The following is a 13,758-nucleotide window of genomic DNA, read 5'->3' as shown; positions in this document are numbered from 1 at the left end:
CGATCAATTGCGAGGAAAGTGAACATGAAAGCGGTAATCATGGCTGGCGGCTCTGGAACTAGATTGCGACCGCTGACTAGTAATTTGCCTAAACCAATGGTTCCGGTGATGAACAAACCGATGGCTGAGCATATTGTGGAGCTCTTGAAAGAGCACAATATGCGAGACATCATATTCACCTTGTTCTATCTTCCGGATGCAATCAGAGATTACTTTAGCGACGGCTCTGATTTCGGTTGCAAAATCAGTTATTCAACAGAACAGGGTCGACCGCTCGGCACGGCAGGTTGTGTCAAAGCTATCCAGGATCAGTTGGACGACACTTTTGTTGTTATTTCCGGCGACGGTCTGACTGACATCGACTTGAGTGCTGCCGTCAAGTTTCACAAAGAGAAGAAATCGAAAGCGACTATCGTTTTGAAGCGTGTGGAAAATCCACTCGATTACGGTGTGGTTATTGTCGACAATGACCATAAAGTGCAACGCTTCGTTGAAAAGCCAGGCGCCAGCGAAATTTTCTCTGACACTGTCAACACCGGTATCTACATTCTCGAACCGGAAGTGCTTTTGTACGTGGTCATGGGCCGCGAACAAGATTTCTCCAACGATCTTTTCCCATTGCTGTTGTTGCGCAATGAGCCTCTCTACGGCTACGTTGCAGACGGCTACTGGTGCGACATCGGCAACCTGCAGATGTATCGCCAGGCGCATCAGGATGTGCTCGATGGAAAAATGAATTTGAAGATCAAATATCCTCAAATTCAAGATCGCGTCTGGGTTGGGCAAGGCACTCAGATCGACGCGACTGTAAAACTTACGCCGCCTATCATGATTGGCGAGAACTGTCGTATCGGCAGAGACACTGAGTTGGAAGCCTACACTTGTATCGGTGACAATGTTGTCGTGCAGGAAAAGGTAAAGATGAAGCGTCCGACTATCTGGTCGAACGTTTATATCGGCAATCAGGCTCAACTTCGCGCTTGCGTTGTTTGCGACAACTGTACCGTGCACAACTCCGCTGAGATTCTCGAAGGGGCAATCATTGGTGCCGAGTCGTCTATTGGGCAGGAAGCTATCGTCAGCCCTGATGTGCGCATCTGGCCTGATAAGAGTATTGATTCAGGTGCTCACGTCATTTCGTCTGTAATCTGGGGTACGAGAGCTCCTCGCACCTTATTTGGTGCACATGGCGTTCGCGGTCTGGCCAATGTGGAAATTACACCGGAGTTCGCCGTCAACCTCGCCGCAGCTTACGGTGCGACTCTGAAAGGCGGTCCGATTCTAGTCAGCCGAGACTACTGGCGCGTCAGTCAAATGATCAGCAGAGTCATGGTTTCCGGATTGATTTCAGTCGGTGTGGAAGTTCAGAACCTGGAGTCGATGTCACTGCCGATTTCCAGATATTACGTCAAGACTCAAAGAGCAAGTGGACTTGTACACGTTCGAGTCTCTCAGCGAGAGCCCGAGAAAGTGACGATCGAATTTTTCGACAGCGAAGGTGTAGCAATCACCAAAGCGATGGAGCGGAAGATCGAATCTACTTTCTTCAAGGAAGACTTTCCTCGTGTGCAACCTGCTGACGTTGGTCACATCGGCTTCCCGAGCCGTGTGCGCGAATATTATATGGATGAATTCCTGCACCACATTAAGGGACAAGTCTTCGAAGAAGACAAAGTGCCGTTTTGTATCGTGCCGGGATCTAACTATACTCGTGTCACCAAGGCTGGTGCCATTGCGACGCAAGCACCGAAGGTTGTTATCGACTACGCCATGGCTGAAACAGGCGTAATTCTGCCCGATTTGCTCGGTCAGGTGGGTATCGAGACTGTGGTGCTCAACTCATCCATTCGTAACACTCCTCCTCGTCAGGAAGAGCGGATTGCGATGAGGAAACAGTTGGCTGACGTTGTACGTGCGCTCAACGCTGAGCTCGGCGTGCAGATCGGGCGTAACGGTGAACAGATGACGCTTGTCGACGAGACGGGGCAAATCATTCGTGGTGAGCTGCTTCTCGCGGTAGTTGCCGATATCATCTTGCGCGACAAACCAGGTCGTTCGATTGTGGTGCCGGTGAACGCCAGTTCTGCAATCGAAAGAATCGCCGGTCGGTACAACTGCAAAGTTGTTCGATGCAAAGCCTCCGAAACTGAAATCGGCTCAACCACTGCCAAATTGAAAGATGCAGTGCTGGGTGGCAGCGCCAACGGTTGTTTCATCTTCCCTGAATTCCAGAACGGTTACGACGGCATGTTTGCAGTCGGACAAGTGCTCGAGCATCTTACCTACCAGGGAAGATCGTTGCACCAGGCTGTTTCTGAATTGCCGCAATTGATTTATCAGGTCGATTCTGTGCATTGCCCGTGGGAGAGAAAAGGTCGCGTTATGCGCTTGCTCGTCGAGAAGCATCACGATCGTCCAATGGAATTGCTGGATGGCGTCAAGATTCAAACTCGTCCGGAGCACTGGATTCTTGTGCTGCCTGATGCGGTCGAGCCGCTGGTGCACGTCTATGCTGACGGTCAAGACCTTCAGCATACGTCCGCAGACTTGAACGAATACACGCAGCTGGTGCGCTACTTGCAAAATGCGTAGCCTGATGTAAGTGGATATCGGAGTCGTCTGTTTCGTTAAGAGGAAAAGGCGATTAGTGAAAGATATGCTTTCTAAATAGCCATGCGCCTTGAATTAAAGCTTGTCCCAGGAAGTTTTGCGACTGCATCCACCGAAGGCGCCTAATTGTTTTACTTTTTTCCTTCATCACTGCCATCAGTGTTGGTGAACTCTTGGCTCGGTGAAAGTGTGGGCCTGTAGCATCGAGATGACGTGAATTATCTAACATATACGAACTCCTTTTCGCGGCTAAAATAGAGCTGCCTGTTGGGAGTTTGAACCGGCGCAAATCTGAATGCCGGTCAGGGCCTGTCCCTACTAGATTCCCTTTGTACGGCACTTAGCAAAAATCTCAAATTGGTGATTCCTTAATTCTTTTGTCACGCCTGTCACTTTCAGTCTATTGCCTCTCCGTATAGATGACGTGAAGGCTGATACACCGAGTCCGGTGTTAATCAGGTTATTTTACTCAGGATATGTTCGTCCAATATTCACGTCGTCTGCACGCAAGGTCAATATACTGAGAGATTGGAGCTAGCCTTGGAACTTGTTTTGCAATTACAAAAACAGGCACACCAGGAGAGACTGAACTTGTTATAGGGGATATCTCAACCATGGTCAGGGGCGTGTTAACAGTAAATCTCGCTCCTCCGTACCTAGGCCTTTGTGAGCAAGTGGATAGACGAGACAATCGCCACCTTAAAGTCTACTGGCAGGATTCATCCTTCAACTAAATCAAGGAGCTGTTGGTTAATTTGGAGGTATTAGACCTAGAGCAACCCTGGAGAGTGCGTCGTGCGCTTGATCGGTGTATTCCAGGTGATAAAACTGGCTGAAATCGGGTTGGTAGAGCCTTTCGAAAGGAAGTAAAATTTTAGGTCTACTATGGCCAAGATTCTAATCGTAGACGATGAGCCGGCGCTGACTGCGGTGCTTCGAAATGTGTTGCAACGCGAGCATAGTACTGTGGAAGTAGCTGAAGACGGAAACACTGCTCTTGCCCTTCTGCGACTATCAGCATACGAGCTTGTTATCCTGGATATTATGCTGCCGGGGATAGACGGCCTTAAAGTCTGCGAAACATACAGGTCAGGCGGTGGTGACGCAGCGATAATTATGTTGACTGCTAAAGGATCTGTAGATGACAAGGCTGCTGGGCTCGATCTGGGCGCTGACGATTACTTGCCTAAGCCGTTCCAGCTCAAAGAACTATTATCCAGAGTACGGGCCCTGCTTCGTCGCAGTGCCGTAAGAACAGGGACAGTCTTAGCGATTGGGACTTTGAGTCTCAACCAGCGCACGCGCACAGTTGCGCGAGGGGAACAAACCATACCGCTAAGCCTCAAAGAGTTCGAGTTGTTGTCTTTCCTTGCTCGTCACAAAGGCGTGGCATTTACATCGGAGCAATTGGTGGAGCGCGTTTGGCGCTCAGATACAGCAGCACTGCCTGAAACTGTGCGCACACATATTAAGAATTTGCGTAAGAAGCTTGATATTCCAAACGCGCGCTCGGTGGTTCGGCATGTTCGAGGTTATGGCTACATGGTTGATGCGCAATGATGTTCTTGAGATTGAGATGGCGATTAGCGGCATTTTTTACGTGTTCGATTACTGTAGTTTGTTTTGCAATGACTGGCTTTAGCAGTTTTGCCTTTTACGAGCAGTTGACAGTGATGCTCGACAATCAGATGAAGCAGCTCTCGGCCCAGCTGTATCCATTTCTGGAGGTGAATGCTCCCGGTCCCGGTCTACAGCGTTGGCGCAAGCACAAGACGCCTTGGCCTTTCTCCTATACCGCAGAGATTCAGGTTTACAACAGCGCTGCGAAGCTCGTTGAAAAACATGGTCCAGACTTCAATGTGCCATTTCTGAGTGCCAAGCAAACTACGATACAGGAGTTACAAATTAATCGCCAGACCATGAGAGTCCTTTCGCAACCGCTAATTCGGCAGGGTAAAGACCTGGGCTGGTTGCAAATTGCGTTGCCCACAACCCTGCGGGATGATGCGATGGTGGCTTATGCTCGTACTGGCTACATCTCTCTTTTGTTGCTCTTGGTTGCACTCTCGTCAATAGGATATATGTATGCAGGGAGGTCGCTTGTGCCTCTGCAGAAGAGTTTCGACCTTACTCGCAACTTCCTTGCCGATGCCGGACATGAGCTAAAGACACCGCTAACAGTTCTCCAAGCAAACGTTGAGGCCCTCGAGATGGACCTGGCTGAGAACGATGAAGCCAGACCACGGGTATTGGGGATCTTGGAATCGTGCCAACGGATCTCCTGTCTTAGCCAGGACTTGCTACTGCTGGCAAAGTTAGAGTCGCCAAGTGTCGGTTTGCCCAGGCAGAATGTTGCACTGGGGGATCTCGTGCTCGAAACTGTACACGACCTTGCTCCCTTGTATGGCGCAAAGGGCGTTGAAATAACCCACGAACTGGTTGAAGCCAAAGTATGGTGTCACTATGACTCTATTCGACGCGCGACAACGAATTTGCTAGATAACGCACTTGCTTTCACTGATCCAGGCGGAAGTGTTCGTATTTCGCTGCGCGTACACGGCGCGTATGTCGAAGTAAGCGTAACCGATAATGGTATCGGTATTGCTGAGCACGATATACCGAAAATTTTTGATCGGTTCTATCGTGTTGATAAATCTCGTTCACGCAGAAACGGCGGCACCGGGCTCGGCTTGGCCATCGCTAAGGCGATTGTAGAGAGCCATAAGGGAACTCTCTTCGTGAAGAGCAAACTCGGCTCAGGCAGCACATTTCTGCTTGCTCTGCCTATCTCCACGGTTGCGTAGTTCATGCCCGCTCTGTTGCAGATCTCGGACTCCACGTGGCGCACACGATTTGTCGATCATACTGAAATTGTGTTCTTCTGATCGAGGTGGTTAGTCATGGTTTCTTCTTTTCTTTCCAGCTTTAATGGTTTCAACGACGTAGTCGACTTCTTAAAAGAATTTCAATGGTCCTCCCCTGGACAGTTTAAGGAAGCTCTCGGCTTAGTCTGCCAGGCGTTTTTCGATGAGCCGGGGGCAGTGAAAGTTTTACAGAGAATATTGCGACATTGCAGTACTTGGGATGCAGCGTCTAACCCATTAACGGACGCCGACTTGGTTAATGTCCGGCTCATCCTGGCCAGGCATCCGTCTACTCCCGCAAAAATACTAGATGCACTCTCGCTCTATGGAGATTCTTGCGTACTGGAACGTATTGCAGAGAACTCCAATACGTCGCGACCGACTTTGTTGAAGCTCTCTTATCATAGTGATTCCAGCGTTCGGTCCGCCGTTTCGGAAAATCCTAACACGCCATTAGCGGTGCTATACAACTTGGTTAAAGATCCAGATCCGGACGTCAGGTATAGACTGTCCGAAAACGCTAATCTTCCCGAAGCTGTCCTTAGCGCACTGACGACTGATACAAATCCCTATGTCTGTTCTCGTGCGGAGAAAACTTTGCGCAGAGTCCATCAAATGAGCGCATGCGGTTCGACTGAATTGATTCTACGTTTTGCCTCGTAGGTTTGGTCGGGATCGTCAGAAAATAACTAGAACTTTGAAGTATCGATTAGGGGTGCTATTTTGCAAAAGGGGATTGTTTCAAATGTTGTGTTCTGGAAAATTTTAGGCAGCGATTTCTTGTTGGATACCATCAACGAATTTAATTCCTTGAATTAGCTCACCGAGACGTTCCGGACGATTTAGCCAGCAAAGCGAGCAATCATGGCTGGAAGCGTTGAATGAGTTGAAGCGGTTGGGGTTAAAACCATTCCAGAACTTGCAGTAGGTTATGGATCTCTCGGGTTCTGGAAAGCTCTGCCACAAGTATTTGGCGATACGCGTTGGTAGCGGTGCTGGATGCACAGAACAGTAAATGTTTTGGAAATTACTGAAACATATTCATGCTCGCGCCAAGGAAAACCTGCATCAGGTCTGGATGGCGGAGACTAAGGAAAACAGAGAAGGCGTTCGATCGCTTTGTAAAAAGCGACGAGGCAAAATATCGCAAAAGCCACTGAATGCCTTGCAAAAGACCGAGACGTGCTATTAACATTTCTCGATTTTCCTGCGGAGCATTGGATTCATTTACAAACGACAAACCCTATCGAATCGTTAGGCTGAGAACCGTTAAAACTCGCGGCAAGCTGACACGAGATACGATGCTGACGATGGTTTTCAAATTATCGATGTCTGCTCAAAAAGGAATGTATACAAAAGACGACTGATTCTTTCGATTTTTCTGATTCACATTTGCTGCATGCGAAGGAAAGGAAAACACAACCTGGTGCAAACATAACAATGAAGCGCTAGCAGAGCCAGTTTCCATCCTGTTCTAAGACTTGCAGCGATTGCAACGAGCATCGCCACGATGGTGGCGATAGCAATGGCTAGTACGACCTCTGCCTTAGAAGCAAACCCACAACAAACGGCATCTTTTTCGACTCCAGCTTCGGATCTGAAAATTCTGGACATCAATGGAAAAGTTCTCTACCGGGCAAAAAAGGCGCACACCCTCGAAGAAGCGATTTTGGAAGCTTGCAACGCCGATGCGGATCTCTCAGGTGCAAACTTCTCTGGTTTGACTTTGACACATCTGCAGATATCGTTTTTTCGATTGGCCAAAATGGCAGGTGCGGATTTTTCGCGAAGTCAGCTCATCGACTGCAGGATTAATGCAGACTTTCATGGCGCAAAATTTACTGACGCAACTCTGGTGGAAGTTGATCTTGACGGAAATCTCATGTCTACTGACTTCCGCAGAATTAACAAGAATTTTACTGGAAGCACCTTCAGCTTGGCGGCGGTCGGAAAAAGTCTGCTGTCCGCTGACATCGCTAAGAATTCAGCGCGTCTATCGAAGCAAGAGGTGGTTATCAGAGATACCTCTGGAAAAGTCATTTACAAAGCACGCCCGGGAATTACTCTGACCGAGGCAGTCAACGAAGCGTGCAAAAATTCAGTTAACCTCACCAATGCAGACTTTCGCAATTCATACTTCACCAATGCAAATTTCGTCGGTCAGTCCTCAGACAAAAAACTTCTTCTGAACGGCGCGGACTTCTCTAACAGTTATTTCTTAAACTGCAAATTTGAAAACGTAGAATTGAAAGACGCAAACTTTAAGGAAACTGACCTTTCGCATTGTCATTGGGATGCGTGTCGGTTCGAAACGGATCTCTGCAAGGAAGGTTCTGATACTGGAGCTAGTGTCAGGCTAAACGGTCCATTAAACAATGCAGATTTCTCAGATGCAAATTTGGCCGGTTCAAATATCGGGGGTGGCAGTCTTTCGAATGCAAAGTTCGTTCGCGCGAATCTTAGCAACGCAAGACTCACCTCTCTAACATTTGCGTATGCAGATTTTACAAATGCAAACTTGAACAATACCACCATATACAATGGCGCGCTGCCTGGCGTCAGGTTCAACCACTGTGACTTGTCTTCAACACACTTGATCGACTGTTTGGGAGGCAATCGCGCTACACTATGCCAGACAAAATCAAAAGTACAAAAATTTCCTGCAATTCGAAATGAAAAGGCACAGAACGGCGTCACTCGAATACTCAGCTCAAACAATAAAGTATTATTTGAGTGTGATGCATTCAGCCTGGAAGATGCATTATTGAAAGCTTGTGCGAAGCACGTAAGTCTTCGAAAAGCCAATCTGTCATTTTGTCAGACGAGTCGCCCCTTAACTTTCGCTCAAATGGATCTATCAGGTGCCGACTTCACCGGCGCGAATCTTTCAGGCGTTCAGTTTCAGGATTGTAATCTTGCCGGTGCAAAATTTGAAAACACCAAGATGTTTCCTGAACACACGTCGATCCCGTGTGGCAACGTCGAATCCGTTTTAATGACAAACTGCAACCTGAAAGGAGCCAAGCTAATCGGCGCAGATTGTCGTGCTCGAATCATCATAAACTGCAATCTCACTGATGCCGACATAAATGCATGCTACATGATTCAAACACTCTTTGTGAATTGCAAATTAGACAAAGCAAAAATTGCGTCCACAAATCTTACAGGCGGTCGTTTCGACGATTCTCGTCTGAAGGAAACTACAATCACCGCCTGCAGGTTGTCAACGGACAGCTTTCGCTCCGTTCACGATTCGAATTACACGCTTGATGACGTAGCTTGGATCAACATCAGGCGTGGACAGAATGGCAGACTCGAATACGTTTCGGCCGCGGCTCCGTGATGGTTGAAACCTAAGCTCCCGCGGGCACCTAGATTGCCTATCTAAGATAATCGAATCAGGCGTTCAAGGTTCATCTAATATCGTGCGCTTCAAGGATAGGTTTTACGAGGGGCGTTGATACCGATCAGTTTGCCTGGATCATCTCGCCCGACTCGATCCGCACTGGGATAATTGCTCATCATGTGCTTCACTCCCGTGATTTTGACGGTGTCGCCGGGGGGCGACATGTTCTTCCAGAATCTCTTTGCTGACGAATCTCAGACCAGCGCCGCTGGGGGGAAATCCGGAACCAGTGAATCTTCCGTGGAATTACCTGTATTGTGTGTTTGAAGGAAAGTTTGTCTGGGTCCTCGTTCGCCTGCAGCGCTGCCTGATCTATTGGCGTTCGCCGAGTTAAAGTTCGTGTTGGCGTTGACCGCCGAACTCAGCGGTTTTTGTTTTTTATTCACCGGCGGGTAATCTAGGAGGAGAAGCAGAGGTAAGCACGGCAACCTTCGCAAGCCATTCTTTTTCGAAGTCACCTTTACCTTACGCCTATCCCGTTGCGCTCTCATGGAAAGGGGATGCGGTGAGTACGAGAGCGCGTGAGTTCAGAGTGACCGGACATGCTCGGTCCCGGCGCGGCAGCAGTTATTTTGGTAGCGCTCTTGGTGCAATCGTTTTCGGTGCAAGACCGCAGTGTGCACATGGCAGATTCGGCTTACTGATTCGTTACTTCCTAGCTAGTCCGTAATATTCAGATCAACCGATCCCGTCGAGGTGGATGGCAAGCCGGTGTTGAAAGGCGAAGCTGATCCGCCTCCGCCACTGAATCCGAAGCTGTAGCTGCCGGAAGGAAATGAGGTCATGCCGCCCATGGTGCCCATCGTTATATTGCCGTTGTGGGCATATTCGAGTTCAGGTTTTGGGGACCTGGCTGGTTCAATTGGTTTCAGTGCCGTGTAAGTGCGGTGCGACTGATCGCCTGTATCGCCGCTGGAGTCGGCTGCGTCAGCTTGATTGCCTGCTGCATCCACCGAACTGCCCATGTCGAAGTTGGCTGTCCAGGTCGAATCTCCGAAGAGTGTCTGACCGTTGTTGACAGACTGACTGTGCGCTGGAGCGATCGCTATGAAGCTGACGAGCGCTGCCCAGACCAACAGTTCCAAGAGATTTGTTTTCTTCTTCATAGTAAATTGTCCTGTAGTAAGCGCAATGCAGCCGCCGGTGCGAATAAGTTCGCATCCCGGGCATAATTTGCCGATGCTTGAAGATTAGACTTAAAAAGTTACCGGTTTGTTACTTTTTGCCAGAAAAAACGAGGAAGCGAACTTCCTCGTTGAGTCGAATTTCTAGAGCATTCGTTAGAAACTGCTGGCTGTGCTCGTTGCTGAATTGGATGGATCGAAGTTGGCTTCTTCCATTTTGCGTTGTTTTGCCGCAGCCTGTTCTTTTGAATAGCCGTCCTGGAAGGATTTGGCAGCGTTTTCTTTTAGCTTCAGCGCCCCTTCTTTTACTTGAATGGCGCTTTCTTTAAGCTGCATGGCATTGTCCATAGCACTTTCTTTCATGTGCATGGCGCCTTCTTTCATGTTCAGCGCCTTTTCTTTGATTGAATCGATTGTAGGATTCGCTTTGTCAAGCAATTCTGAGGCTCTGGCCTGAGCATCCAAGAACGCATCCGATCCGTTTTCTCGTAAGTCAGCAACTACATTTTTGATGTCTTCACGGAGCTCGGATCCTTTCTTCGGCGCAAAAAGTGTGCCGAGTGCGTACCCCAGTATCCCCATAAACAGTAAGCCTTTCATTGTTCTGCCTCCAGTAGTGTTTTCAGTTGAGACTGGGAGGCTCGGTGAAAAGTTACCGAATAGGCGGCGTCCCGTACTTTTTTAATGTAGGGAGGGAGAGAACCTTCGTAGCAGTGTTCTAGAGTTATGCGTGGATAAGTCGATGCAGCATTCTGTTTTGCTTATTCTCTTGGTTGAAAGGAGGCAGGTACGGTGGCGCAAAAATCGCTAGTTGAACGGCTTAAACCGGGCGAAGAACTGCATAGCGCGTTTAAACGAATTGCCTTCGAGGGTGGTGTCAAGGCGGGCGTTATTGCTTCTGCGGTTGGCTCTCTGTCAGTGGCGAATCTGCGCACGGCTGGTGCGAGCGAAGCGAAAACGATACAGGGTCCGCTGGAAATCGTCTCGATCACAGGCACATTGTCTGATACCGGGATGCATGTGCACATGGCTGTTTCCGATGCAACCGGTAAGACATTTGGCGGACATCTCGTACCTGGTTGCAAGGTTTTCACAACGGTCGAACTTGTGATTCTTGATCTGAGCGATGAGTGGACCTTCAACCGCATGCCTGATGAACAGACAACTTATGTCGAGCTAGATCCTGTTCCAAAGCAAGGCACAAAAGCCCGTTACGAAAAAAGCGATACGCCGAAGTAAGCGTCATTCTCCAGGACTCTTCAATAGCTCATTTTGCCCAGCTGAACTTTCCCTCGGAAAATCCAGTAGACCACTGCTGTGTAGCTCAGAACGAACGGCAATCCGCAGGCGGCTACGATGAGCATAATGCTCAGGGTCTTTTGAGAGGAAGCAGAATTGTAGATGTTGAGGTTGTACTGGTGTCCGAAACTGGAGACGAGCAAATTGGGATACATGGCGATTCCGAATAAGAAAGTGAAGGCTGCCAGTGTGCATATTGATGAAACAAACGCGTATCCGGGGCGGTTTAAATAGATTGCTCGAGGAATGTTGGCAATTGCGAGCACGTTGAGAACTACAACAATGCTTGCCCATGGCCAGCGTTTGAAATTGATTACAGCTTCTGGAATTTGCACGAGCGTGTAGATCGTGGTGAGGATGTAGAAGAATAGAAAAATTCCAAAGGTTTGCCACATCCAACCGTGCACTCGTTTTTGCAGTTCGCCTTCAGTTTTGAGATACAGGTAGATCGAACCGTGCATGGCGCAAACCGCAACGGCAAAACATCCAACCAGTAAGGTGTACGGATTGAAGTACTCGTGGATGTGGCCGTGATATTCCATGTCCGCACCGATCGGCAGACCGATGAACAGATTGCCCACTATCAGACCGAAGATGAAGGCTGCTAGCGTGCTCGATACGCAGAAGGAGACGTCCCATGTCTGGCGCCAGACTTGGCTGTTCTTTTTGCTTCGGAATTCTATTGATACTGCTCTGAAAATTAGAGCGCAGAGCATGATCATGATTGGAACATAGTATCCAGACAGCGCGGTGGCATATGCGTTCGGGAATGCAGCGAAGAGTGCGCCGCCAAAAACCACCAGCCAGACCTCGTTCCCGTCCCAGAGAGGACCGATAGAGTTGATTATCAATCGGCGTTCTTCATCTGTCCTGGCGCGCAAGTGCAAAATACCGACACCGAAATCGAATCCATCCAGCACACCATATGCGGTGAGCAAAACGCCCAGAAGAACAAACCAAATGTAGTTAAGTATCATCTGCGTTCTCCGTTTTTTGCGGTACGGACGAATCTGCCTGCTGCTGAGTTATGGGTGAATCCGCCGCTTGCGATGTGGCGGATGAATCCACCTGTTGCTGTGTCGCGGATGAATCTGCTGGTTGTGGTGTGAGTGAATACAAACCCTTCTTCATTATTTCTCCGGCGAACTTCCAGAAGCTCACATTGTCTTGTGGTATCGGTAGGTGTTCTTGTATTTCCTCTATTTTTTCCGGACCTTTGACAATTTTGTCGGTCAGTACAGTGACCCAAATTACGAACAAAAAGCAATAGACTACACCGAACATCAATATTGAGGCGAGCACAACGTCGCCGGTAATTGCTTTCGAAACGGCGTCATGGGTGCGCAGAAGACCATACACCAGCCATGGCTGCCTGCCTACTTCGCAAGCCACCCATCCGCACTGGTTGGCTGCATAACCACCCAGTACCGCGAAGACGAACATCCATAGCAGCCAGCTCTGTTCGAACAGTGAGCCGCGTTTCCAGAAAAATAGTCCCAGACTTGTCAGCGCTGCAAAACAAACTCCCAGACCCACCATCAAGTGGTAGGCGAAGAATGGTATCACCACTGGTGGTTGATCTTCTTTCGGAAACTTGTCCAGCCCGCTCACCGGTTTGTTCAGATCCTGGTAGACGAGGAAGCTGAGTAAGTTTGGAATTTCAATGCCAAACTTTACGTTTTCTTCTTTCACGTCTGGAAATCCGATCACGTACATGCCTGTGCCGCCTGTTCCTGTCTTGAAGTGTGCTTCAAGAGCCGCAAGTTTGGCTGGTTGCGTATGAGCAACCTTGTCTGCTTGAAAGTGTCCTGATGCCAGTTCAGCGTAAGTAAAAAAGGCTCCGTAGACGAGGGCTATCTTGAATGTATGTTTGGCGAATTCCAGATGTTTCTTTTTGAGAATGTAGAAAGCGCTGATGCTGAGCGCAAAGAGCGCTCCCAGTATGAATGAGGCGAACCAGACATGAATCAGTCGGGTAACGCTGGATGGATTAAAGACCATGGCCCAGAAATCTGTAATTTCTGCACGCCAGAATCCTTCCGCTGTTTTGACCAGGTGATAGCCGGCCGGAGTCTGTTGCCACGAGTTTGCTATGACAATCCAGATAGACGAAAATATCGAGCCCAGCGAGACCATACAGGTGGCGAAGTAGTGCATTCGCGCTGATACTTTGTCCCAGCCAAAAACAAGTACGGCGAGAAATCCCGACTCAAGAAAAAAGGCGAATATTCCTTCTGCGGCCAGTGCCGATCCAAAGACGTCGCCGACAAAGCGTGAATAGGTGGCCCAGTTTGTGCCGAATTGAAATTCCATGACGATGCCTGTGGCAACGCCGATAGCGAAGTTGACGGCAAATACCTTCGTCCAGAATAGCGCCATCATTTTGTAGACGGGTTTTCTGGTGCGCATGTACATCGTTTCGATGAGCACCATGAAAAGTCCGAGACCGATGGTC

Annotated in this window: 11 protein-coding genes; 7 read left to right on the top strand and 4 right to left on the bottom strand. The window is 48.9% G+C overall.

What is annotated here, in order from left to right:
- Window positions 1-24 precede the first annotated feature (24 nt).
- The 6 genes from EKK48_21925 (at window position 25) to EKK48_21900 (ending at window position 8,817) form a co-directional block, all read left to right on the top strand.
- On the top strand, window positions 25-2,592 hold the full coding sequence (locus tag EKK48_21925; GenBank protein ID RTL37963.1) for a mannose-1-phosphate guanylyltransferase: 2,568 nt from the start codon (window positions 25-27) through the stop codon (window positions 2,590-2,592).
- A gap of 903 nt (window positions 2,593-3,495) precedes the next feature.
- Window positions 3,496-4,170, top strand: a complete 675-nt coding sequence (locus EKK48_21920; GenBank protein RTL37962.1) for a response regulator transcription factor — start codon at window positions 3,496-3,498, stop codon at window positions 4,168-4,170.
- A complete protein-coding gene (locus EKK48_21915) occupies window positions 4,167-5,414 on the top strand; it encodes a hypothetical protein (GenBank protein RTL37961.1) in 1,248 nt (415 codons plus the stop codon). Before EKK48_21920 ends, EKK48_21915 begins: the two co-directional genes overlap by 4 nt.
- A 96-nt stretch (window positions 5,415-5,510) precedes the next feature.
- The gene (locus tag EKK48_21910; GenBank protein RTL37960.1) at window positions 5,511-6,137 is read left to right on the top strand and encodes a hypothetical protein; all 627 of its coding nucleotides are present in this window, start codon (window positions 5,511-5,513) and stop codon (window positions 6,135-6,137) included.
- 480 nt (window positions 6,138-6,617) lie between these two features.
- On the top strand, window positions 6,618-6,737 hold the full coding sequence (locus tag EKK48_21905; GenBank protein RTL38147.1) for a transposase: 120 nt from the start codon (window positions 6,618-6,620) through the stop codon (window positions 6,735-6,737).
- Window positions 6,738-6,984: 247 nt separating this feature from the next.
- Entirely contained in the window at window positions 6,985-8,817 is a 1,833-nt protein-coding gene (locus EKK48_21900; GenBank protein ID RTL37959.1) for a pentapeptide repeat-containing protein, read from the top strand.
- Between the two features lie 722 nt (window positions 8,818-9,539).
- Here EKK48_21900 and EKK48_21895 read toward each other — a convergent pair.
- Both EKK48_21895 and EKK48_21890 read right to left on the bottom strand, forming a co-directional pair.
- Window positions 9,540-9,986 carry a hypothetical protein gene (locus tag EKK48_21895; protein RTL37958.1) on the bottom strand — a complete coding sequence of 149 codons (447 nt, stop codon included), beginning with the start codon at window positions 9,984-9,986 and terminating at the stop codon, window positions 9,540-9,542.
- Between the two features lie 174 nt (window positions 9,987-10,160).
- A complete protein-coding gene (locus EKK48_21890; protein ID RTL37957.1) occupies window positions 10,161-10,604 on the bottom strand; it encodes a YtxH domain-containing protein in 444 nt (147 codons plus the stop codon).
- A 192-nt stretch (window positions 10,605-10,796) separates the two neighbouring features.
- On the opposite strand from EKK48_21890, the gene EKK48_21885 reads away from it, so the two are divergent.
- Window positions 10,797-11,243: a DNA-binding protein gene (locus EKK48_21885; GenBank protein RTL37956.1), complete on the top strand. Its 447-nt coding sequence runs from the start codon at window positions 10,797-10,799 to the stop codon at window positions 11,241-11,243.
- A 20-nt stretch (window positions 11,244-11,263) separates the two neighbouring features.
- Here EKK48_21885 and cydB read toward each other — a convergent pair whose 3' ends face one another.
- Both cydB and EKK48_21875 read right to left on the bottom strand, forming a co-directional pair.
- Window positions 11,264-12,280: a cytochrome d ubiquinol oxidase subunit II gene (gene cydB, locus EKK48_21880; protein ID RTL37955.1), complete on the bottom strand. Its 1,017-nt coding sequence runs from the start codon at window positions 12,278-12,280 to the stop codon at window positions 11,264-11,266.
- The coding region (locus EKK48_21875; GenBank protein RTL37954.1) for a cytochrome ubiquinol oxidase subunit I at window positions 12,270-13,758 on the bottom strand (1,489 nt) is incomplete at its 5' end. The genes EKK48_21875 and cydB, both read right to left, overlap by 11 nt.

Source organism: Candidatus Melainabacteria bacterium, from assembly GCA_003963305.1.
GTDB lineage: Bacteria > Cyanobacteriota > Vampirovibrionia > Obscuribacterales > Obscuribacteraceae > PALSA-1081.
This window is presented reverse-complemented; position numbering and strand designations above follow the sequence as displayed.